Origin of the sequence: Pseudomonas boreofloridensis (assembly GCF_030580795.1) — a bacterium.
Classification (GTDB): domain Bacteria; phylum Pseudomonadota; class Gammaproteobacteria; order Pseudomonadales; family Pseudomonadaceae; genus Aquipseudomonas; species Aquipseudomonas boreofloridensis.
In genome coordinates, this window is the sequence record NZ_JAUQOQ010000013.1 from 1 (window position 1) to 23,164 (window position 23,164).

The 23,164-nt window shown below is 64.5% G+C and carries 16 protein-coding genes and 1 pseudogene; 7 read left to right on the forward strand and 10 right to left on the reverse strand.

Annotated elements, in window-relative coordinates; translation table 11 throughout:
- Positions 1-137: 137 nt before the first annotated feature.
- The gene (locus tag Q6A47_RS15930; protein ID WP_304484768.1) at positions 138-1,655 is read right to left on the reverse strand and encodes a nucleobase:cation symporter-2 family protein; all 1,518 of its coding nucleotides are present in this window, start codon (positions 1,653-1,655) and stop codon (positions 138-140) included.
- Between the two features lie 260 nt (positions 1,656-1,915).
- The gene (locus Q6A47_RS15935; protein ID WP_116889222.1) at positions 1,916-2,281 is read right to left on the reverse strand and encodes a PilZ domain-containing protein; all 366 of its coding nucleotides are present in this window, start codon (positions 2,279-2,281) and stop codon (positions 1,916-1,918) included.
- Between the two features lie 150 nt (positions 2,282-2,431).
- Here Q6A47_RS15935 and Q6A47_RS15940 point away from each other — a divergent pair, with 150 nt between their 5' ends.
- The 3 genes from Q6A47_RS15940 (at position 2,432) to yjiA (ending at position 5,763) form a co-directional block, all read left to right on the forward strand.
- Complete coding sequence (locus tag Q6A47_RS15940; protein ID WP_116889220.1) at positions 2,432-4,498, forward strand: carbon starvation CstA family protein; 2,067 nt, start codon at positions 2,432-2,434, stop codon at positions 4,496-4,498.
- A gap of 13 nt (positions 4,499-4,511) precedes the next feature.
- Positions 4,512-4,709 (forward strand): YbdD/YjiX family protein, encoded by a 198-nt coding sequence (locus tag Q6A47_RS15945; RefSeq protein ID WP_029614786.1) that lies wholly within the window; start codon positions 4,512-4,514, stop codon positions 4,707-4,709.
- Between the two features lie 79 nt (positions 4,710-4,788).
- Entirely contained in the window at positions 4,789-5,763 is a 975-nt protein-coding gene (gene yjiA / locus Q6A47_RS15950; RefSeq protein WP_039580323.1) for a GTPase, read from the forward strand.
- 37 nt (positions 5,764-5,800) lie between these two features.
- Here yjiA and Q6A47_RS15955 read toward each other — a convergent pair whose 3' ends face one another.
- From Q6A47_RS15955 to Q6A47_RS15970, 4 genes and pseudogenes are all read right to left on the reverse strand, one after another.
- Positions 5,801-6,388 (reverse strand): hypothetical protein, encoded by a 588-nt coding sequence (locus tag Q6A47_RS15955; protein ID WP_039580321.1) that lies wholly within the window; start codon positions 6,386-6,388, stop codon positions 5,801-5,803.
- An 85-nt stretch (positions 6,389-6,473) separates the two neighbouring features.
- Positions 6,474-7,034 carry a hypothetical protein gene (locus tag Q6A47_RS15960; RefSeq protein WP_029614788.1) on the reverse strand — a complete coding sequence of 187 codons (561 nt, stop codon included), beginning with the start codon at positions 7,032-7,034 and terminating at the stop codon, positions 6,474-6,476.
- Between the two features lie 198 nt (positions 7,035-7,232).
- On the reverse strand, positions 7,233-8,486 hold the full coding sequence (gene glyA / locus Q6A47_RS15965) for a serine hydroxymethyltransferase (protein WP_039580319.1): 1,254 nt from the start codon (positions 8,484-8,486) through the stop codon (positions 7,233-7,235).
- A 274-nt stretch (positions 8,487-8,760) separates the two neighbouring features.
- A pseudogene (locus tag Q6A47_RS15970) lies at positions 8,761-11,745 on the reverse strand (sensor domain-containing protein); the annotation flags it as partial.
- A 1,065-nt stretch (positions 11,746-12,810) separates the two neighbouring features.
- On the opposite strand from Q6A47_RS15970, the gene Q6A47_RS15975 reads away from it, so the two are divergent.
- From Q6A47_RS15975 to gdhA, 3 genes are all read left to right on the forward strand, one after another.
- Entirely contained in the window at positions 12,811-13,218 is a 408-nt protein-coding gene (locus Q6A47_RS15975; RefSeq protein ID WP_304484832.1) for a hypothetical protein, read from the forward strand.
- A gap of 299 nt (positions 13,219-13,517) precedes the next feature.
- Positions 13,518-15,185 (forward strand): energy-dependent translational throttle protein EttA, encoded by a 1,668-nt coding sequence (gene ettA, locus Q6A47_RS15980; protein ID WP_039580317.1) that lies wholly within the window; start codon positions 13,518-13,520, stop codon positions 15,183-15,185.
- Between the two features lie 277 nt (positions 15,186-15,462).
- Complete coding sequence (gene gdhA / locus Q6A47_RS15985) at positions 15,463-16,803, forward strand: NADP-specific glutamate dehydrogenase (RefSeq protein ID WP_116889218.1); 1,341 nt, start codon at positions 15,463-15,465, stop codon at positions 16,801-16,803.
- 42 nt (positions 16,804-16,845) lie between these two features.
- Here gdhA and Q6A47_RS15990 read toward each other — a convergent pair whose 3' ends face one another.
- The 4 genes from Q6A47_RS15990 to Q6A47_RS16005 form a co-directional block, all read right to left on the reverse strand.
- Positions 16,846-17,361, reverse strand: coding sequence for a GreA/GreB family elongation factor (locus Q6A47_RS15990; RefSeq protein ID WP_304484770.1), 516 nt, complete (start codon positions 17,359-17,361; stop codon positions 16,846-16,848).
- Between the two features lie 67 nt (positions 17,362-17,428).
- Positions 17,429-17,785, reverse strand: coding sequence for a hypothetical protein (locus Q6A47_RS15995; protein WP_304484833.1), 357 nt, complete (start codon positions 17,783-17,785; stop codon positions 17,429-17,431).
- Between the two features lie 146 nt (positions 17,786-17,931).
- Entirely contained in the window at positions 17,932-19,785 is a 1,854-nt protein-coding gene (locus tag Q6A47_RS16000; protein WP_304484771.1) for an Lnb N-terminal periplasmic domain-containing protein, read from the reverse strand.
- 76 nt (positions 19,786-19,861) lie between these two features.
- Positions 19,862-20,350 (reverse strand): DUF3015 domain-containing protein, encoded by a 489-nt coding sequence (locus Q6A47_RS16005; RefSeq protein ID WP_039580305.1) that lies wholly within the window; start codon positions 20,348-20,350, stop codon positions 19,862-19,864.
- A gap of 250 nt (positions 20,351-20,600) precedes the next feature.
- Between Q6A47_RS16005 and Q6A47_RS16010 the strand changes: the two genes are divergently transcribed.
- A complete protein-coding gene (locus Q6A47_RS16010; RefSeq protein WP_304484772.1) occupies positions 20,601-23,039 on the forward strand; it encodes a Lon protease family protein in 2,439 nt (812 codons plus the stop codon).
- Positions 23,040-23,164: the final 125 nt, after the last annotated feature.

Below are 23,164 nucleotides of genomic sequence, written 5' to 3' on the forward strand. Positions count from 1 at the left end.
GGGGTGGAGGCGAAGGACCTCGATGTTTTGAACGGGTTTTACGGCGGGGGTTTGTTATGGTCGCGGGTGTGTGCGGGTGTGCGATCACTCGCAGACGCGAACTCACCCGTAATCACCGACAAAGCCGCTGTCACCACTCAATGCTCCGCCACCACCTTGCGCCGCCGGCCCCGGGCGCCCGGCTCGGCCTCGTTCTTCACCGGCACTTCGTGGCCCTCGGCATCGAACAGCTTGCCGTCCTTGAAGTAGTCGCCGTCACGCAACTGCGAGATGTCCGAGTACTGGATGGTGCGCTCGTAGCCGGCGGCGAACACCGACTGCTGGTCCGAGTTGCCGGTCTTGAGGTGGTTGAAGATCAGGTTGAGCACGATGGCCATGATCGCCGCCGAACTGATGCCAGAGTGGAAGATGGTCTCGAACCAGCCGGGGAACTGGTGGTAGAAGGTCGGCGCGGCGATGGGGATCATGCCGAAGCCCAGCGAGGCGGCGACGATGATCAGGTTGACGTTGTTGGTGTAGCTCACCTTGGACAGGGTACGGATGCCGCTGGCCGCCACCGTGCCGAACAGCACGATGCCGGCGCCGCCCAGCACGGGCGTGGGCACGGCGGCGATCACCCGGCCCATGATCGGCAGCAGGCCGAGCACCACCAGGATCAGCCCGCCGGTGGCCACCACATAGCGGCTCTTCACCCCGGTCACCGCCACCAGGCCGACGTTCTGGGCGAACGCGCTCTGGGTGAAGGAGCCGAAGATCGGCGCCAGGATGCTCGAGGCCATGTCCGCGCGCAGGCCGTCGCCCAGGCGCCGGGAGTCGACCTTGGTGTCGATGATCTCGCCCACGGCGAGGATGTCCGCCGAGGTTTCCACCAAGGTCACCATGATCACGATGCACATCGACAGGATCGCGGCGATATGGAAGGTCGGCAGGCCGAAGTGGAAGGGCGTGGGGAAGGCCAGCAGCGGGCCGTCGCCTACTTTGCTGAAGTCGGCCATGCCCAGCGCCCAGGCGATCAAGGTGCCGGCGACCATCGCCAGGAGGATCGACAGGCGTGAAATGCTGGCGCTGCCCAGCTTGCTCAACAGCAGCACGATGGCGAAGGTCAGAGCCGCGAGGCCGACGTTGGCCATGCTCCCGAAGTCGGCGGCGGCGCTGTTGCCGCCCATCACCCAGCGCGCGGCCACCGGCATCAGGGTCAGGCCGATGGTGGTGATGACGATGCCGGTCACCAGCGGCGGAAAGAAGCGGGTGATGCGCGAGAACACGGGGGTGATCAGCAGGCCGATCAGCGAGGCGGCCATCACCGCGCCGAGCACGGCCGGCATGCCGCCGCCATTCTGGCTGCCGAGGATCGCGCCCATGGTCGCCACGCCGGCGAACGACACCCCTTGCACCAGCGGCAACTGGCAGCCGAAGAACGGCAGGCCGAGGGTTTGCAGCAAGGTCGCCAGGCCACCGGCGAACAGCGAGGCGGCGATCAGCAGGCCGATCTCCGCCGGCGCCAGTCCCGCCGCCTGGCCAAGGATCAGCGGTACGGCGACGATGCCGCCGTACATGGTCAGGACGTGCTGCAGGCCGTAGGCCAGGTTGGCCCCGACGCCGAGGTTTTCGTCCTCGGGGCGCCGGGCGGGAGACGTGCTGGAAGACGTGGTCATGGGAGCAGGCTCTCTGTTTATTGTTGTGCCGCTACTGTAGACAGCTCTTACAAATCATTGCCACATGAATTGTATACAATATTTTGATCAAGCCGCCCCCAGGAGCGCCAGGAAGGGGTGCCTAGCGCTAATGCAGAATGCGTTCCAGGTGAGGGAGACGGTGCCAGAGGGGTGTGTACAAAAAACCAGACACCCCATTGAAAGCTGTCTGGTTGGGCAGGATTTGCGACGTGGCTAGATGCTTAGCGAGCTAACAGATTTCAATATTCGATCAGTTCACGCAGCTCGCGCATCATTTCGGTGCTGTCGGCCAGGTTCAATTCCACAAGTCGGTGCAGGTGGGACATGGATTCCAGGTCGATGTACAGGCAGATGAAACCGAGTCGCTCAGGCTCTTCGTGGCGAAGTTCGACCTGCATCCTCACCTCGGTGGCCTTGTCCAGGTGGATGATGGCTTCGAAATCCTGGCTCAAGTCCGCTTCCCAGGCTTCGGGTCGCTCCACCAGCAGGCCTTTGAGGGAGAGGTCGAGCAGGGTCACCGGCCAACGGCGCTCGCCCTGGCGCAACTCGGTGGGGGCATCGAAGGCAATGCGCTGGAAACGTCGACGCTCGTCATGGTCGCTCATGGGACAGTCCTCGGCGTTCGGCCTGGGGGAGAGTAGAAGGGCGTAATCGGCTCGCAGAGGCTCTAGACCAAAGCAAGTATGGCAATGCGTAATGACTGGCTCTAGACTCGAAAGGCGGTCTAATTCCAATTCACCAGCTGGAAGCCAACCATGAACAACAATAATAGCCTGCTCCGCCACATTCCGTGGCTGGCGCTGGCAATCATAGGAGCCTGCGCGCTGGGTGTGGTCGCCCTGCGTCGCGGTGAAGCGATCAATGCCTTGTGGATCGTGGTCGCGGCAGTGGCCATCTACCTGGTCGCCTACCGTTACTACAGCCTGTTCATCGCCACCAAGGTGATGCAACTCGATCCGCGTCGGGCCACCCCGGCGGTCCTCAACAACGACGGCCTGGACTACGTCCCGACCAACAAGCACATCCTCTTCGGTCACCACTTCGCCGCCATCGCTGGCGCCGGTCCCCTGGTCGGCCCGGTCCTGGCCGCGCAGATGGGGTATCTGCCGGGCACCCTGTGGCTGATCGCCGGCGTGGTCCTGGCCGGTGCGGTGCAGGACTTCATGGTGCTGTTCCTGTCCACCCGCCGCAACGGCCGCTCCCTGGGCGACATGGTGCGCGAGGAGATGGGTCGCATCCCCGGCACCATCGCGTTGTTCGGCTGCTTCCTGATCATGATCATCATCCTCGCGGTGCTGGCGCTGATCGTGGTCAAGGCCCTGGCCGAGAGCCCATGGGGCATGTTCACGGTGATGGCGACCATCCCGATCGCCATGTTCATGGGTATCTACATGCGCTATATCCGCCCGGGGCGCATTGGCGAGATCTCGCTGATCGGCGTGGTCCTGCTGCTCACCTCCATCTGGCTGGGCGGTGTGATCGCGGCGGATCCGACCTGGGGTCCGGCGTTCACCTTCACCGGCGTGCAGATCACCTGGATGCTGGTCGGCTACGGTTTCGTCGCTGCCGTGCTGCCGGTGTGGCTGGTGCTGGCGCCGCGTGACTACCTGTCGACCTTCCTCAAGATCGGCACCATCATCGGCCTGGCCATCGGCATCCTGATCATTGCGCCCGAGCTGAAAATGCCGGCCCTGACCCAGTTCACCGACGGCACCGGGCCGGTGTGGAAGGGCACCCTGTTCCCGTTCCTGTTCATCACCATCGCCTGCGGCGCGGTGTCCGGCTTCCATGCCCTGATCAGCTCGGGCACCACGCCCAAGCTGCTGGACAACGAAACCAACGCCCGCTACATCGGCTACGGCGGCATGCTCATGGAGTCGTTCGTGGCGATCATGGCCATGGTCGCGGCGTCGGTCATCGAACCGGGCGTGTACTTCGCCATGAACAGCCCGGCGGCCGTGGTCGGTGGCGACGTGGTGGCGGTGGCGCAGACAGTCAGCAGTTGGGGCTTCAGCATCACCCCCGAGCAGCTCGAGGCGACCGCCCGTGACATCGGCGAGCACACCATCCTGGCCCGTGCCGGGGGCGCGCCGACGTTGGCGGTGGGGATCGCGCAGATCCTGCACCAGGTACTGCCGGGTGAAAACACCATGGCCTTCTGGTACCACTTCGCGATCCTGTTCGAAGCGCTGTTCATCCTGACCGCCGTGGACGCCGGCACCCGCGCCGGACGTTTCATGCTGCAGGACCTGCTGGGCAGCTTCGTGCCGGCGCTCAAGCGCACCGAGTCGTGGACCGCCAACCTGATCGGCACCGCCGGCTGCGTGGCGCTGTGGGGCTACCTGCTGTACCAGGGCGTCATCGATCCGCTGGGCGGCATCAACACGCTGTGGCCGCTGTTCGGCATCTCCAACCAGATGCTGGCAGGTATCGCCTTGATGCTCGGCACCGTGGTGCTGATCAAGATGAAGCGCGAGCGCTACATCTGGGTCACCCTGCTGCCGGCGCTGTGGTTGCTGATCTGCACCACCACCGCGGGTCTGATCAAGCTGTTCGACCCGAACCCGGCCGTCGGCTTCCTGGCCCTGGCCAAGAAGTACAGCACCGCGCTGGACGCCGGCCAGGTGCTGGCCCCGGCCAAGGACATCGGGCAGATGCAGCACGTGATCTTCAACGCCTACACCAACGCCGGCCTCACCATCCTGTTCCTGGTGGTGGTGTTCAGCGTGCTGTTCTTCGCCATCAAGGTCGGCATCGCCGCCCTGGGCCGCAAGGAGCGCAGCGACAAGGAAACCCCGTTCCAGGCTCTGCCTGACGCTTGAGAGGACCGCTGCGATGTTCAACGACCTGGGACGACTGGGTAAGTACCTGGGGCAAGCCGCTCGGCTGATGGTCGGCATGCCCGACTACGACAACTATGTCGAGCACATGCAAAAGACCCATCCGGACCAGCCGGTGATGAGCTACGAGGCGTTCTTCCGCGAGCGCCAGGAAGCCCGCTACGGCGGCAAGTCCGGGCCCAAGTGCTGTTGAGTCGCTACCCTGCCTGACCCTGTGGGAGCCCGCGCAAGCAGGCTCCCACAGTCTTTTTTGGCTTCAAGGAGGCAAACGCGTGCATACCCCCATTCCCGTCACCGTGCTCACCGGCTTTCTCGGTGCTGGCAAGACCACCCTGCTCAAGCACATGCTCAAGGCCGAGCACGGCCTGAAGATCGCCGTGATCGAGAACGAGTTCAGTGACGCTGGCATCGACAGCCAACTGCTGGGCGACGAACCGGTACAGGTGATGACCCTGGCCAACGGCTGCGTGTGCTGCAGCATCCACGGCGACCTGACCCGTGCGCTGTACCTGCTGCTCGAGCGCCTGGACGCGGGCGAAATCGCCTTCGACCGTCTGGTGATCGAGTGCACCGGCCTGGCCGATCCGGCGCCGGTGGCCCAGACCTTCTTCATCGATGAAGAACTGCGCGATCGCTACATCCTCGACGGCATCATCACCCTGGTCGATGCCAAGCACGCCGAGTTCCACCTGACCCAGGCCATCGCCCAGGCCCAGGTGGGCTTTGCCGACCGCTTGCTGCTGAGCAAGACCGACCTGGTCGAACCGGCGGCGGTGGAGGCGCTGCGTGAGCGGCTGGCGCGTATCAATGGCCGCGCGCAGTTGCGGGTGGTCGAGCACGGTCGCATCGACCTGGCCGAGTTGCTCGATGTGCGCGGTTTCAACCTCAACCCGGACCTGGGCGCCAGCCTCAAGCCGACGCTACGCCCCGTGTTGAAGCCCGCCACCCCGGACCGTATCTCCACCCTGGTGCTGCGCAGCGACACGGCGCTGGACATCGACCAGCTCAGCGACTTCATGAATGGATTGCTCGAAGCGCACGGCAAGCAGTTGCTGCGCTACAAGGGGGTGCTGAACATCGCCGGCGAAGATCGCCGCCTGGTGTTCCAGGGCGTGCTCAAGCTCTACGGTTTCGATTGGGATGCCCCGTGGCAGGACGGCGAGGCGCGGGAAAGCGTGATGGTGTTCATCGGCGACGAGCTGCCCCAGGAGAAGATCCGCGAAGGCTTCGCAGCGCTCGGCCGCTGAGGGCTCCGGGGCCGCGAAGCTTGGCTGTCTGGTGCTTTCAGCTGGCGCTGAGCCAGTCGACCTCGCGCTCTAGGATCGTCAGACCCAAGCAAGAGGGCTCTGCCTGCGGCAGGCACGCCAGGAAGCCGCCGACCGGGTACATCAGCTGCGTGTAGAGGCGTTGCCCGGCTTCGCTGGTCATCGTCACGCGCAGCGTATCGCCGGCCTGCTGGAGCACGTCCAGGGGCGCACCGCCGCTCAGTTCGTCGATCTGCCAGTAGGTCGGATCGTGCCGCTCGACGGGGCTGATCTCCACCAGCCCGGACTGGGCGACGAACACACCCTGGCCATGCAAGGCGCCGCCGCGTACGTAAATCCGGTACCCACGTTCGCTGTCGCGAAAGTACAGCCGCAGCGGCGCGGGCTGCGGGGCCTTTTCGAAGGTGATCAGGCCCATTTCCTGGCCGTGGGCGAAGTCGCTTTCGCTGCCGTCCAGATAGCCCATTGCCTGGCCGCCATCGACCGCCGTGGCGGGGAGCGTGCCGGGTGTCTCCAGGACAACCGGCCCACGGGTCGATTCGGCAAAGCCGTTGAGGGGCTGCCCATTGAATGACAGGGTGGCGATGAATGAACGCTGCTTTGACATGCGCTTGCTCTCCTTGAAGGGGAGCCGAACGTTACGAAGCCGTGGCTGCGCGGCGAAGCCGGAATCAGTTCCTCGCCCCATGTCTTCAGACTTCATCGGGACTGCTCAACCACGGCACCTCACGTTCGATGACGGTCATGCTCCAGGTCAGCGGCGTCTGACCTTGTCCGCCAAGGTACTCGAAGGGCGATGGCAGGCGCTGTCGCGGATGGACGTGACCCTGCTCAGTGATCAGCCACACGGGGTGCTGTGACCCAGCCAACTCGCTCAGTGCCAGCGCATCACCTTGCAGGGTTTGCAACCTCAGGGTGGTGGGCGCCTGTTTGCGGGTCGAAACCAAACCTAGATGGCCGTGACCGTGCAGCCATACGCCCTTGCCGAAGTGCTCACCCGGGGTGCGGGAGTACAGACGGTAGCCACCCTCGCTGTACCGAAAATAGAGCAACACGGCCTGGTCGCCGACGCCCGGTTGGCAACTGAGCATCGAGGAATCGTTGCGCACGGTGCTGGCCAGCTGTGGCAGCGTCGAGGCGCCGCCGAACCAATTGACCCACGCGGGCTTGCCCAACAGCGCATCGAGCGTGTTGAGCGGGCGATCCTGCAGGTGCAAGGTGGCGAGGAAGGATTGTTGGCGGTCGGTGAGCATGGGCGTTTCCCTGTGCCGTCGGGCGCTGACATAGCGACCGTCCACCGAGGATGCTCAGAAGCGCGTGCAGGCAGGAAGCGGCAGGCATTGCCCAGGGACGGCCAAGCGCCGGCCGAAAACGACGAAGCCGCTGCACGGGCGGCAGCGGCTTCGGGTCAAGCGAGTGCCGCAGCAGCGGCCCTCAAACCTTGCTTGCGATCAGTTGCCGTAGACCGGCAGCTTTTTGCAGATGGCCTTGACCTTTTCCCGCACGGCGTCGATCACTGCCTCGTTGTTCAGGTCGGCGAGGATGTCGCAGATCCAGCCGGCCAGTTCGCGGCACTCGGCTTCCTTGAAACCACGGGTGGTGACGGCCGGGGTGCCGAAGCGCAGGCCGGAGGTGACGAAAGGCGAGCGTGGGTCGTTCGGCACCGAGTTCTTGTTCACGGTGATGAACGCTTTGCCCAAGGCGGCGTCCGCGTCCTTGCCGGAGATCTCCTGCTTGATCAGCGACAGCAGGAACAGGTGGTTCTCGGTACCGCCGGACACCACGTCGAAACCGCGCTCGATGAACACGCTGGCCATGGCCTGGGCGTTCTTCACCACTTGCTGCTGGTAGGCCTTGAATTCAGGCTGCAGCGCTTCCTTGAAGCAGATCGCCTTGGCCGCGATCACGTGCTCCAGCGGGCCACCCTGGGCACCTGGGAACACGGCGGAGTTCAGCTTCTTCTCGATCTCTTCGTTCTTGCGCGCCAGGATCAGGCCACCGCGCGGACCGCGCAGGGTCTTGTGGGTGGTGGTGGTGACCACGTCGGCGAACGGCACCGGGTTGGGGTAGACGCCTGCTGCGACCAGACCGGCAACGTGGGCCATGTCGACGAACAGGTAGGCCCCGACCTTGTCGGCGATGGCGCGGAAGCGTGGGAAGTCCAGCACCTGGGAGTAGGCGGAGAAACCGGCGACGATCATCTTCGGCTTGTGCTCGAGCGCCAGACGCTCCACTTCGTCGTAGTCGATCAGGCCGTTACCGTCGATGCCGTACTGGATGGCGTTGTACAGCTTGCCCGAGGACGACACGCTGGCGCCGTGGGTCAGGTGGCCGCCGTGGGCCAGGCTCATGCCCAGGATGGTGTCGCCGGCCGACAGCAGGGCCAGGTAGACCGCCGCGTTGGCCTGGGAACCGGCGTGCGGCTGAACGTTGGCGTAGTCGGCGCCGAACAGTTGCTTGGCGCGGTCGATGGCCAGCTGTTCGACCACGTCGACGTACTCGCAGCCGCCGTAGTAACGCTTGCCTGGATAGCCTTCGGCGTATTTGTTGGTCAGAACCGAACCCTGGGCTTCCATGACCGCTGGGCTGGTGTAGTTTTCCGAAGCGATCAGCTCGATGTGCTCTTCCTGGCGCAGGGCTTCTTGCTGCATGGCTTCGAAGAGCTCGGCGTCGTACTTGGCAATGGTCAAATCACGGCTGAACATGGCGGTCCTCAAGGATCGGGGCTGAAGTGGGGTGGCATTCTAACCCATTGCTCCGGGGGCTGGCACATGAAGTGGCGTCATGTCGCGGCGCAAAGGCGTTCAGGATCCTGGGCAGCCTTTGCAGAATCCAGCGCGCCTCGTGGCAGCCGCGGCCAAGCAGACGACGCGGGACTGCCTGACACACGGCGGGTGCTCGAATGACGGCCGCTTCGCGCCCGATCGCGACACAAGGCCGCTCCTACCGAGAGCGAGTGGGGCGGGATGGGGTCTCACGTTACTGGAACATGAACAGCGTTTCGTTGCTGAACTGGGCTTCGAACTGGTTCGCCGGCATCGGCCGACCGAACAGGTAGCCCTGCACTTCGTCGCAATCGTGCTCGCGCAGGAACTCCAACTGTTCGTGGGTCTCCACGCCCTCGGCGATCACCGCCAGGTTGAGGCTGTGGGCCATGGCGATGATCGCGCGGGCGATCTGCGCGTCCTGTTCGCCCTCGGGCAGGCCGTCGACGAAGGTACGGTCGATCTTCAGCACATCGATGGGGAACTGCTTGAGGTAGTTGAGCGACGAATAGCCGGTGCCGAAGTCGTCCACCGCGATGCTCAGGCCCAGGTTCTTCAGGCTGTCGAGGATGTGCATGGCCTCGTTGACCTCGCGCATCAGGATGCTCTCGGTCAACTCCAGCTCCAGGCAGGCCGGCGGCAGGCCGGTGGCCTCGAGAATGCTGGCGATCTGCGTGCCCAACTGGCCGTCGGAGAACTGCCGCGCAGAGATGTTCACCGACACCTTCGGTACCCGCACTTTGGCCTTGTGCCAGGCCTTGAGCTGGCGACAGGCCTCACGCAGCACCCAGTCGCCGACATCCACCACCAGCCCCAGCTCCTCGATCACCGGGATGAAATCGCCTGGCGGCACCAGGCCGCGACGCGGATGACGCCAGCGCAGCAGCGCCTCGGCGCCGGTCAGGCGCTTGCCGTCGCCGCTGAACTGCGGTTGGTAGTAGAGGATGAACTCGTTCTGCTCCAGCGCGTGGCGCAGGTCGCTCTCCAGCTCCAGGCGCTCCAGGGCGCTGGCGTTCATGTCGGCCTGGTAGAACTGGAAGTTGTTCTTGCCGCGCTCCTTGGCGTGGTACATGGCCGTGTCGGCGTTCTTCATCAACTGGCTCAGCTCGTTGCCGTCCTGCGGACTCAGGGCGATGCCGATGCTGGCGGTGACGAAGAATTCGCGGCTCTCCAGCACGAACGGCCGCACCAGGCTGCCGAGGATGTTCTCGGCCACATGGATCGCCCGGTTCAGGGCCATCTCGCGGCTGCTGCGCGGTTGCAGCAACAGGGTGAATTCGTCGCCGCCCATGCGCGCCACGGTGTCGTCTTCGTCGACGCAGGCCAGCAGGCGCTCGGCCATGTCCTTGAGCATGCGATCGCCAGCGGCGTGGCCGAGGGAGTCGTTGATCGGCTTGAAGCGGTCCAGGTCGAGGAACATCAGCACCACCCACGACTTGTGCCGTTCGGCCTGTTGCAACGCGGTGTGCAGACGGTCCTGGAACAGCGTGCGGTTGGGCAGGTGGGTGAGGGCGTCGTAGTAGGCCAGGCGGTGGATGCGCTGTTCGCTGGCCTTGCGCTCGCTGATGTCGGTGAAGAAGCACACGTAGCTGGCCAGGTCGCGTTCTTCGTCCAGCACTGCGGTAATGCCGACCCACGCCGGGTAATGCTCGCCGCTGCGGCGCTTGAGCCACACTTCGCCTTCCCAGGTGCCGCGCTGGTTGAGTTGCTTGAGCACGTAGCCCAGGTGAGCGTCCTGTTGGCCTTCGACGGTGAGCATGTTCGGGCGCTGGTCGAGCACCTCGTCCGGCGCGTAGCCGCTGACCCGGCTGAAGGCCTCGTTGACCTGGACGATGAACCCGGCCGGGTCGGTGATCAGGATCGCCGATGTGGAATGCTCGAACACCGTCGCGGCCATGCGCAGGTCTTTTTCGGCGCGGCGCTGCTGGCTGATGTCGCGGCCCACGCCGAGCAGGCCTTCGAAATGCTCCTGGTCGTCCCACACCAGCACCAGGCGCAGCTCGATGGGAATCTTGCGGCCATCGGCGCGCAGGCAGTCGAACAGAAACACCTGGGTCGGCAATTGGCTGCGCAGGGCCTGCAGTTGCTCGCGGTTGCCCAGGGCCTGGGTGAGCCGCTCCATCAGCGCGTGGATACCGCTGAGCTGGGCTGGGTTGGCCACCACCGTCGGCCAACCGTTCTCGAAGATGTAGTCCACCGAGTAGCCGAGCACGCTGTGCACCGACGGGCTGATGTAGTTCAGTTGCAGCGCGCTGTCGGTGGAGAAGATCACGTCGCTGATGCTCTCGGCGAGCATGCGGTAGCGCTGCTCGCTGTCGCGCAGCGACTGGCTGGCCTCGATCTGCACGGTGACGTCCTTGCCCACGCCGATGATCCGCGTGACTTGGCCGGCATTGTCGCGGGTCAGCGCCTGTTCGCGGATCTCGTAGCAGCGCCAGTTGCCGTCGCGGTGACGGAAACGCAACTGGCAGTGCAGCAGTTGGCTATGGCCGGTGTCTCGGCGCAACTGGCGCAGGCGCTGGTATTGGTCGGCGTCCTCGGGGTGCAGCAGCACCTCCCAGAAGTGATCGCCCATCTGCGCCAGTTCCGCGCGGTCGTAGCCCAGGGTCTGGCCGAGGTGACGGTTGCTGAAGATCATGCGCCGGCTGTGCACGTCCTGCACATACAACTGGTCGGGCACGGTGCGCACCACGTCCGACCAGAAGCTTTCGCGCTCCAGCAGCGACAGCTCCACCTGCTTGCGGCTGGTGATGTCGCTGATGCTCAGGATCACCGCCTGATAGTCGCGGCGCTGCTGCGGCAGGCGGGCCATCAGCCACAGGTGCAGGTCGCCGCCCTGGGGCGCGGGCAGGCGCACTTCCATCTCGAACTGGGCACGCTGCTCGATCAGGGCGTCGAGCAACTGCATGCCGATGCTGTCACGGCCTTCGCCGCTGCCCTCGATCAGCCGTTGCCAGGCCCCTTCGCTGTTGGACACATTGAGCAACTGACGGGCGACCTGGTTGATCTCGGTGATTTTCAGTTCCTGCAACAGGTTGCGCCGCAGGGTCGGCTCCAGCGCCAGGCTGTGCTTGAGCGCGGTGTGATTGCGCGTGTGGTGACGGTCGAGTTGAGCGGGCAGGCTGGAGAGGTCGAGCACGCACAGGGCCACGCCGGTACTGTCGAAGATGTCCTGATAGCGGCGACGGTCTTCCTGCAAGGCGCGGTGGCGACGGCGCATGTTGATCAGCGCCAGGCCCGGCAGCAGCGCGCAGAACAGCACCAGCAGGCTCTTGCCCAGCAGCGGCGGCAGCAGCTTGTTGCGCACGGCGTTGGGGTCATAGAGCCCGCGCAGTTGCCAGGTGCTGTTGTCGATGAAGGTCAGCAGGATGCTGTGCAGGGCCGACAGATCGCCACGCGCGCTCGCGCTGGTGTCGAGCACACTGCCATCGCGGCTGTTCTCCAATAGCCACAGCGGATGCCGGGCGCCATTGAATCGGCGAGTCAGCACCTGGTAGTAGTCGTTGGACAGGCGCAGCAGCCAGTAGCCAGAGGTCGGCTCGCTGGACTGGCGCAACAGCAGGTAGATCAGGCTCTGGTCGGCGGCATTGCCATAGAAGAAGCCGGCGCCCTGACTCTGGCGCAGCAGGCGCTCGATGGCCTCGCGGTCCGGGCTGGCGCTCAGGCTGTCGCTGCGCATCGCCCCGTCACGGTCCAGCCAGGCGAGGTCGCGCAAGCTGGGCAGTTGCTCGCGCAAGGACTGCAGCAGCGCCGGCAGGGCTTCAGGCGACGGTGGATTGCCGTAGGGCTGAACCAGGTTGATTGCCTGTTGCGCCTCAAGAGCCATGCTCAAGGTCAGGTGATTGGCCAACTCTTCGCCCGCTGCCACGCTCTGCTCGCGCACATCGATCTGGGTCTGGCGGAACTGCGAGAACAGTTGCCAGGCCAGCAGGCCGAGCAGCACCAGGGCCAGCAGGGCGAGCGCACCCTTGAGCGAGCCACGCAACGAGGCGGGCGACGCCGGTGACTCAATAGGCGGTCGAATGAAGTGGGTCAAGCGTTGGTCCTGCGATTGGGCTGGCGTAGGCAGGGGCAGGCATGCACGCGGCAGGCCGCCGTGGCGCACTATAGGCCGGTCGCACGAAAGCGGCTAGCATGCCTTGGATTATGGCTAAGTGCCAGCCCCTAAAACCGCCATTCGCCGGACGGTGTGACGTTCTGCACGGTGGGCAAGCTGTGCGAGAATGCCGGCCGTTTCATAGTCAATGCATCGGAGAAGCTCGGTTTGGTTACCCACTATTCCACCAATGGTCTCGATTCCGCCTGCGGGCGCAGCAGCCAGACGCTGGCCAGCACGGCCGTGGCCGAACAGGTGTCGTGCAAATCCTGTCAGCGCTCGTTCGCCAAGCCCGACGTGGCGACGGCGGTGCGCAAGAGTCCATCGCTGGCCGAGCTGCGCAAGTCGGCCAAGGCCGCGGTCGAGCCGGTGGCGGTGGCTGCAGCCGTCGCGGCTCAAGGCACGCCAGCGCCCGAGGCGGTGACCAAGTCCGCCAGCAAACCGGCTGGCAAGACCGTGCAGACGCCGGCCCGTGCGGGTGGGTTCAGCGCCAAGGCCGAATGGGCCGCACGTTTGGCCGAGCAGCAAGGGCAGTCGCGCCTGCCGCGTGGCAAGGGTAGGCAGCGGCTCGTCTGAGGTCGGGCGTTCGAGGGCTCCTGGCATGAACGTGACGTAGCCAGCGGCAATCTGTTCAGCAGTGCGCTGGATTCACGCCACCGCGCCGCCTTGCCCCAGTGCAGGTGCCGCGGTTGAGTTGGCACAGCGGGGCGGACATAATGCCCGGCTTGGCTGCGAGCGCCAGGACTTCCGAGCGCAGCGGGGCCAGTAGGCCTCCATTGGCGCGCCCAGGCGCGCGGCACGTGTTCTCTCCCATGCCGTCAACGCGTCCTGGCGCGGCTCAACGGGATTCACTCATCATCATCGAGGTGCCTGGAATGGCTCAATACGTCTACACCATGCATCGGCTGAGCAAGGTCGTGCCGCCGAAGCGGGAAATCCTCAAGAACATCTCCCTGTCGTTCTTCCCCGGCGCCAAGATCGGCGTGCTGGGCCTGAACGGCGCCGGTAAGTCGACGCTGCTGCGGATCATGGCGGGCGTGGATAAGGAATTCGACGGCGAAGCCCGTCCGATGCCCGACATCAACGTCGGCTACCTGCCCCAGGAGCCGCAGTTGGACCCGAGCAAGACCGTGCGTGAAGTGGTCGAGGAAGCGGTCAGCGTGATCAAGGACGCCCAGGCGCGCCTGGACGAAGTCTACGCGGCCTACGCCGATCCGGACGCCGACTTCGACAAGCTGGCCGCCGAGCAGGCCAAGCTCGAAGCCATCCTGCAAGCGGCCGACGGCCATAACCTGGAGCGTCAGTTGGACGTGGCCGCCGACGCCCTGCGCCTGCCGGCCTGGGACGCGCGCATCGAGCACCTGTCCGGTGGCGAGAAGCGCCGTGTGGCCCTGTGCCGCCTGCTGCTGTCGGCCCCTGACATGCTGCTGCTGGACGAACCGACCAACCACCTGGACGCCGACTCGGTGGCCTGGCTCGAGCGCTTCCTGCACGACTTCCCCGGCACCGTGGTGGCCATCACCCACGACCGTTACTTCCTCGACAACGTCGCGGGCTGGATCCTCGAGCTCGACCGCGGCGCCGGCATTCCGTACGAGGGCAACTATTCCGGCTGGCTGGAAGCCAAGTCTTCGCGCCTGGAGCAGGAATCCAAGCAACAGAGCGCCCACGAGAAGGCCATGAAGGAAGAGCTGGAGTGGGTGCGCAAAGGCGCCAAGGCCCGCCAGTCCAAGTCCAAGGCCCGTCTGCAGCGCTTCGAGGAAATGCAGTCGCAGGAATTCCAGAAGCGCAGCGAAACCAACGAGATCTACATCCCGGCCGGTCCGCGCCTGGGCGACAAGGTCATCGAGTTCAAGAACGTCAGCAAGGGCTACGGCGATCGCGTACTGATCGACAACCTGTCGTTCGCCATGCCCAAGGGCGCCATCGTCGGCGTGATCGGCGGTAACGGTGCCGGTAAATCCACCCTGTTCCGCATGATCATGGGCAAGGAGCAGCCGGACTCTGGCAGCATCGAGATCGGCGAAACCGTGCAACTGGCCTGCGTCGACCAGAGCCGCGAGGACCTGGACGGTGCCAAGACCGTGTTCCAGCAGATCTCCGACGGCTCCGACCAGATCCGCATCGGCAGCTACGAGATTCCGTCGCGTACCTACGTCGGTCGCTTCAACTTCAAGGGCGGCGACCAGCAGAAGTTCGTCAAGGACCTGTCCGGCGGTGAGCGTGGTCGTCTGCACCTGGCGCTGACCCTGAAGGAGGGCGGCAACGTCCTGCTGCTCGACGAACCGTCCAACGACCTGGACGTCGAAACCCTGCGTTCGCTGGAGGAAGCGCTGCTGGACTTCCCAGGCGCGGCCATCGTGATTTCCCACGACCGGTGGTTCCTGGACCGGGTGGCGACTCACATCCTGGCCTACGAGGACGACTCGAACGTGGTGTTCTTCGAGGGCAACTACACCGAGTACGAAGCTGATCGCAAGAAGCGCCTGGGCGATGCCGCTGCCCAGCCGCACCGCGTACGGCACAAGAAGCTGGCGCAGTAACTCAGTTTCGGATGCACAAGGATGGGGCCCTCAGGGGCCCCATTTTTGTGCCTGACCGCAAGGGTGTGTTGGCGTTGCAGCTGGGGTACTGCCGCTGAAAAGGCCGTTTCAGAGCGGGCCTGTGGCGTACTCAAGAATGCGGTAGCATTTGTATACATTTATATAATCGCACCAAAAAAATTCAGAAAAACGACATTTCGCCCTGTTGCAGTGCGATGGCTTCTTGCTAGAGTCCGGAAAAATCAATAAGTCCAATCCTCTTGGTGAGATGTCTACCATGATCGAATCCGTCGACCATTTCCTCGCACGCCTCAAGCAGCGTGACCCTGCCCAGCCCGAGTTCCACCAGGCCGTCGAAGAGGTGCTACGCAGCCTCTGGCCGTTCCTCGAAGCCAACCCCCATTACCTGCAGGCCGGCATTCTCGAGCGCATGGTCGAGCCTGAGCGCGCGGTGCTGTTTCGCGTGTCGTGGGTCGACGACCAGGGCAAGGTGCAGGTCAACCGGGGCTATCGCATCCAGATGAGCAGCGCCATCGGCCCGTACAAGGGCGGCCTGCGCTTCCACCCGTCGGTGAACCTGGGCGTGCTCAAGTTCCTGGCCTTCGAGCAGGTGTTCAAGAACTCCCTGACCTCGTTGCCCATGGGCGGCGGCAAGGGCGGCTCTGATTTCGATCCCAAGGGCAAGAGCGACGCCGAAGTGATGCGCTTCTGCCAGGCCTTCATGAGCGAGCTGTACCGGCACATCGGTGCCGACCTGGACGTACCGGCCGGTGACATCGGCGTCGGCGCCCGCGAAATCGGCTTCCTGTTCGGTCAGTACAAGCGCCTGGCCAACCAGTTCACCTCGGTGCTGACCGGCAAGGGCATGACCTACGGCGGCAGCCTGATCCGCCCCGAAGCCACCGGCTACGGCTGCGTGTACTTCGCCGAAGAGATGCTCAAGCGCCAAGGCCTGCGCATCGACGGTCGCCGGGTGGCGATTTCCGGCTCGGGCAACGTCGCCCAGTACGCCGCGCGCAAGGTGATGGACCTGGGCGGCAAAGTCATTTCCCTGTCCGACTCCGAAGGCACGCTGTTCTGCGAAGCGGGTTTGAACGACGAGCAGTGGAATGCGCTGTTGGCGCTCAAGAACGTCAAGCGCGGTCGCATCAGCGAGCTGGCCGAGCGCTTTGGCCTTGAGTTCCGCAAGGGCCAGACGCCCTGGAGCCTGCCGTGCGATATCGCTTTGCCGTGCGCCACGCAGAACGAATTGGACCTGGAGGACGCCCGCGCGCTGCTGAGCAATGGCTGCCTGTGCGTGGCCGAAGGCGCCAACATGCCGACCACGCTGGCGGCGGTGGACCTGTTCATCGAGTCCGGAACGCTGTTCGCACCGGGCAAGGCGTCCAATGCCGGCGGCGTGGCAGTGTCGGGGCTGGAGATGTCGCAGAACGCCATGCGCCTGCTGTGGACCGCAGGCGAGGTGGACAGCAAGCTGCACGCGATCATGCAGTCGATTCACCATGCGTGCGTGCATTACGGGGAAGAGGCGGATGGTTCGGTCAATTATGTGAAGGGGGCCAACATTGCAGGCTTCGTCAAGGTGGCCGATGCGATGTTGGCGCAAGGGGTGGTGTGATCCAACGCACGCAGGGCCGCAACGCGGCCCTGGCTCCATCAGCTATTGCATGACCGTCGGATCATTGCCTGGACCAATCTCCAGCACCTCGATGTGTTGATTACCGACAGGCCGGCGCCACAACACCTCATCGCCCGGCTTGGCCCCCAGCAAGGCACGACCCAATGGCGAGCCCCAGTTGATCAGGCCGTGTGCCGCATCGGCCTGGTCTTCGCCGACCAGCTGCACGGCATGCTCTTCATCCTGCTCGTCGACGAACCGCACGCGGCTGCCGATCTGCACCTTCTCTTGGGAATGGGCAGGCGGCACCACTTGGGCGCTTTGCACCCGCGTGCGGAAGTAGCGCAGGTCGCGCTCGGTGTCGGCCAACTGCTGTTTGTCGGCGCGTTCGCCTTCGGCCTTCAGGCGGCTGCGCAGGGTCTCAAGATCAGCGACGCGTTGCTGCAGTTGTGCCAGTCCGCTGGCAGTGACGTAGTTGGGTTGGTCGCTGACCTGGCGTTCCACCGGCTGGCTCGCCTGGGCGGCGGCCTGGTCCTCGTTGACGAATGCTCGACTCATGAATGGCCTCCTTTATCAGCAGACCATGGTGGGGGAGGCGGGGTTTCAGCGGATGCCTGTGGCCGACTCAGTTGTGGCGATAAGCGCGCGCAGCGTCACGGTCTTTTTCCTGTTGCCAATCGCGGTCACGCTCATCCCAGTAACGTTCGCGGTACTGGCGAAGGTCTTCACTGTTCTGCATTGCGTTGCACTGGCGGAAGCCATCGTCCCAGCCGGTTTCATACTGGCGTTCGTGCAGGTAGCGCGGCACGTCCTTGCGAAAATCGCCGACCATCAACCCCGCCGCCTGGCGACCGCTGCCGCAGCCGTCCTGGAAGCCGTCGGCGTAGGCGGGTGGGTAGCCTTGATGGAGCATCTGCTCGTGGGTCGACTGGCAGCCAACCAGCAGCAGGGTAAAGCACAGAGCGAAGCCATACCGCGACATGGACACTGGACCTCCGGGTGATAAGGAGAGTCTAGGCCGGGAATTGTCGCGGCGATGTCAAAATGCCGTAACCGGATTGCGATCTTTACGCGGTGCCTACCCAGGTGGTGTGTTCATTCGCGAGGCTGGCAGTCTTGGGGACCACCTCAGTACTGGTACCACTTCAACTCGAGCATCACTTCGTTCTGTGCGCTGGCCAGGTGGCTGAACTCGCGCTTGGCGCTGAGCCGCAGGCCCAGGTTCTGGGAAATTTCCCACTGCTGGTTCAGGCTCAGGCTGCGACGCACTTCGCCATTGGTGAAGTAGTCACCTTTGGCTTCCAGGGTCATGTTGCCCAAGCCGTTGCGCCATAACAGACCGCCATTGAAGCCGGCCGCTGGCGAGACGAATTCGGAGAAGTCGTTGTTGTGCTCGACGCGGACCGTGCCCAGGGCAAAGCCGAGCAGCCCATCGGCCAGTTGCCAGGTCCCACCGCCACCGCCGTTGACGTGGCTGACCAGCACCTCGTCGTCGTGTTTGCCCGGTACCCGTTCCAGGCCGCCTGCAACCTGCCAGGACCAGGGCTTGAGCAGCTCGTTGCGTGGCGTCAGCGAGCGGATGGTGGCCAGGTCCAGTCGCTGTACCTGCCATTCATTGTGTTCGTATTGACGCAGCTTGAGCTGGAGGATCTCGATCTGCGCACCCAGCGGGAAGCCATAGGCGTTGTCGTTGAGGTCGTGGTAGGCCATGCGCAGGCCGTACTCGGCGAAGGCACGATCCTCGCGGGTGCCGACGCCCAGTTGCCAGGTGCGTGACTGGTGACCGTCTTCGGGCAGGCCCGGGCGCTGGATGTCCAGCGGTGGTGGCGGATTGCGGTTGATCGCCCGCAGCAGCTCGAAGCTGCGCTTGGCTTGCTCGGGGTCGCGTTCCTGGCCGGTAGCGCGGTAACGCTCCAGGCGATAGGCGGCGTCCTGCACCAAGGCCTGGCGCTCGCGGGGCAGGGCGGTGAAGGCCGGGCTTTGCAATTGCGCGGTGTCGGCGCTGACCGCCAGCACTTGCTGTTTCTCGTCGTGATCGAGCGGCTCGGCGCGGGCCAGCAATTCGCGCTCGCGCGAGGGGCGGTAACGCACGTCCGAGACCAGGCCCGACTGCTTGACCGCCTTGACCGTGTCGGTGGGGATGGCGGTGAGCGGGAACTGCGAGGTCAGGTCCAGGCCGGGGCGGGCCACCTGCAGCAGCTCCAGCAATCGGTAGGAGCAGTTCTCGTCGAAGAAGAAATAGTCGAACTGCACCTGCTTGAGTTCCCACACGTGCTCGACCATGCGCCCGGTCTCTTCCGGCGTCAGGTCCAACTGGTACTCCCACAGGTCGCGGTTCTCCAGGCTGCGGTACTCGGAGAGTTTTTCCTGGTACGGCATCATCGCGAACAGTCCGGGGTAGCCGCCCATCAGGCCTTTCCAGGCGTAGAGGATGCTGTTGTCGCTGCCTTCGATGTAGGCGCCGAAGTTGATCGCGTAGCTGAGCAGCGTGGTGTCGTTGCTGCGGGTGTCGGCCTTGTCGATGCGCAGCAGGGTGTGGCCGAACATCGAGGACGGACTGTTCAAGTACGCCGCCGGGAAGATCAGCACCGCGCTGTGCGGCGCCACGTCGGCGTACCAGCGCTGGTATTCCTGGCAGTCCGGCGTGGGCAGGTCGGTGAGCTGCAGTTGCTCGCGCAGCCAGCGGGTGCGCGCCGGGAAAACGCATTGGGCGTGCTTGTCGCCCAGGCTCGCCGGCGCGTACAGCGCATCGATCGTGGCCCGCAGCTCGCGGTCCGGGTGATGGGCGCCATCGGCGGCGAGAAAGAATTTGTCATCGTCCACATAACTGCGCCAACCGCCGAGCTTGGCGGTCTCGTAATGGCCCAGGGCGATCCAGTAGCGATCGGCGGCCAGGCGTTGCACGCGGGCTTCGTCCAGCGAAGGGGTCGCATAGGCGGGCGCGCAGGCGCATAGCGTCAGGTAGGCGAGGCGTTTGAGCATGTGGGGCAACTACTTCTGAAAGGTGCCAAAGGAAGGCGAACGAATCCCGCCCCGTGTGGGGCGGGATGGGCCGAACTTACGCCTCGGTGGCGTACTTGGCCAGTTGCGGATCGTTTTTCAGGACAGCGATGGTGTTGCTGTGAACGTCTTCGGCAGTGACGTTGGCGCTGCTGAAGATCTGCTGGAAGTGGTCGTGGGTGACCGAGGCGAAGCGCGCGCGGTCTTCTGGTTTCACGCCCATGACCACGGCGTAGGTGGTCAGGGCTTCGCCCTGGCCTTGCGCCATGTCTTCGGACAGCTCGTTCATGGTGCCGTTCATGGCCAGCCAGGATTTGCCGCCGTAGGTCAGCGCAGCCTTGGTGGAGCAGCCGTTGGTGCCGGAGGTCATGCCGAAGGTGGCGTTACCGGAGGTGCCGTTGGTGGTGGAAGCCAGGAAGTGCGCCGGCGTGCCGCGCTGGCCTTCGAACAGCAGGTTGCCCCAACCGCAGTTCGGGCCGCCTGGCGCTTCTGCCATGGCGTTGATCGAAACCGCGGCGAACAAGGTACCCAGAAGAATCCGTTTCATAGCGTTATTCTCTTTTTCGATACGTATCAATGATCAGGGTTGTCTGGCAGTTCATTGCCAGGCGGGAAAGCATGAAACCCACCCGCGCAGTTTGGAGTTTAGGCGCTAACCATTAGTTGCGTCAGCGATTGCGAAAAATTCTATTGCACGCGCTTTTTGCGCTGCGACATAAAGTCTCGGCGAGCCTTGCCAGGCGCGCGCCCACAGCCCCAGAATGCCTTCATCCGCCCCGCCGAAGTAAGGAAACCCGATGCCCGATCCCGTTGCCGCGCGCCTGCGTCTGGCGCCCGAAGCCCTGACCCGGCGTTTCACGCCCGAGCAGTTCGCCTTCACCCACACCGACGATCTGGAGCCGTTTCGCGGAGTACTGGGCCAGGAACGTGCCGTCGAGGCCCTGCAGTTCGGCGTGGCCATGCCGCGGCCTGGTTACAACGTCTTCGTGATGGGTGAGCCCGGCACCGGCCGCTTCTCGTTCGTCAAACGCTACCTGAAGGCCGAGGGCAAGCGCCAGAAGACGCCCTCGGACTGGGTCTACGTCAACAACTTCGACGACCTGCGCGAACCGCGCGCCCTGGAGTTGCCGTCAGCCAGCGCCAGCGAGTTCATCGCCGACATGAATGGCCTGATCGGCAACCTGCTGGCGACCTTCCCGGCAGTGTTCGAACACCCGGCCTACCAGCAGAAGAAAGGCGCCATCGACCGCGCCTTCAACCAACGCTACGACCGCGCCCTGGATGTGATCGAGCGGGCGTCGCTGGAAAAGGACGTGGCGCTGTACCGCGACGCCAGCAACGTGGCGTTCACCCCCATGGCCGACGGCAAGGCGCTGGATGAAGCCGAGTTCGCCCAGTTGCCCGAAGAGGTGCGCGAACAGTTCCACGAGGACATCGCCGCGCTGGAGGAGCGTCTCAACGAGGAGCTGTCCAGCCTGCCGCAGTGGAAGCGCGAGTCGAACAATCAGCTGCGCGAGCTCAACGAAGAAACCATCACCCTGGCCCTGCAACCGCTGCTGGCGCCATTGTCGGAAAAATACGCCGAGAACGCGGCGGTGTGCGCCTACCTGCAATCGATGCAGTTGAACCTGCTGCGCACCGTGGTCGAGCAACTGGTCGACGATGCCAAGACCGACGCCGTGGCGCGCAAGATGCTCGAAGAGCAATACGCGCCGAGCCTGGTGGTCGGTCATCCGCTGGACGGCGGCGCGCCGGTGGTGTTCGAGCCGCATCCGACCTACGACAACCTGTTCGGGCGCATCGAATACAGCACCGACCAGGGCGCGCTTTCCACCTCCTACCGGCAACTGCGCTCCGGGGCTCTGCACCGGGCCAACGGCGGCTTCCTGATTCTCGAAGCCGAGAAAATGCTCGGCGAGCCCTTCGTCTGGGATGCACTCAAGCGCGCGTTGCAATCGCGCAAGCTGAAGATGGAGTCGCCGCTCGGCGAATTGGGGCGTATCGCCACCGTCACCCTGACGCCGCAGATGATCCCGCTCAACGTCAAGCTGGTGATCATCGGCTCACGCCAGCTCTATTACGCCCTGCAGGACCACGATCCAGATTTCCAGGAAATGTTCCGCGTCCTGGTCGACTTCGACGAAGACCTGCCGATGGTCGACGAGAACCTGGAGCAGTTCGCCCAGTTGCTGCGCACGCGCACCAACGAGGAAGGCATGGCGCCGCTGACCAGCGATGCGGTGGCGCGCCTGGCCACCTTCAGCGCACGCCTGGCAGAGAACCAGGCGCGGCTGTCGGCGCGCATCGGCGACTTGTTCCAGCTTGTCAGCGAGGCCGACTTCATTCGCCAATTGGCCGGTGACGAGATGACCGATGCCGGGCACATCGAGCGGGCGCTCAAGGCCAAGGCCACGCGCACCGGTCGGGTGTCGCAGCGAGTCCTCGACGACATGCTCGCCGGCATCATCCTGATCGACAGCGAAGGCGCAGCCATCGGCAAGTGCAACGGCCTGACCGTCTTGGAGGTGGGCGACTCGGCGTTCGGCATGCCGGCGCGGATCTCGGCCACGGTCTATCCCGGTGGCAGCGGCATCGTCGACATCGAGCGCGAAGTCAACCTCGGTCAGCCGATCCACTCCAAGGGCGTGATGATCCTCACCGGTTACATGGGCAGCCGCTACGCCCAGGAATTCCCCCTGGCCATTTCGGCGAGCATCGCCCTGGAGCAGTCGTACGGTTACGTCGATGGCGACAGTGCCTCGCTGGGCGAGGCCTGTACGCTGATCTCGGCGTTGTCGCGCACGCCGCTCAAGCAATGCTTCGCCATCACCGGATCGATCAACCAGTTCGGCGAAGTGCAGGCGGTCGGTGGGGTCAACGAGAAGATCGAAGGCTTCTTCCGGCTGTGCGAGGCACGCGGCCTGACCGGCGAGCAGGGGGTAATCATTCCGCGCGCCAACGTCGCCACGCTGATGCTCGACGAGCGGGTGCTGCAGGCGGTGGAGGCGGGGCGCTTCCATGTGTACGCCGTCAGCCAGGCCGACGAGGCGCTGAGCTTGCTGGTGGGCGAAGAAGCCGGCACGCCGGACGAAAACGGCGAGTTCCCCGAAGGCAGCGTCAATGCGCGCGTGGTGGAGCGCCTGCGGGTCATCGCCGAGATGATCAGCGAGGACGACATCAAGGACGCCGAGAAGGAACGGCTGGAAGAGATGGTGGCCCAGGCCAAGCCCGCCTGAGTCAACAAACCGGCGCTGACGGCCAGTGGCTACCGTTCGGCGCCGGTTTTCCAACTCGACCTGTAGGCGTCTAGGCTGGAACTAAGGACGCTTTCAGGGTTCAGGATGAAAACAGCCTGCCGGTC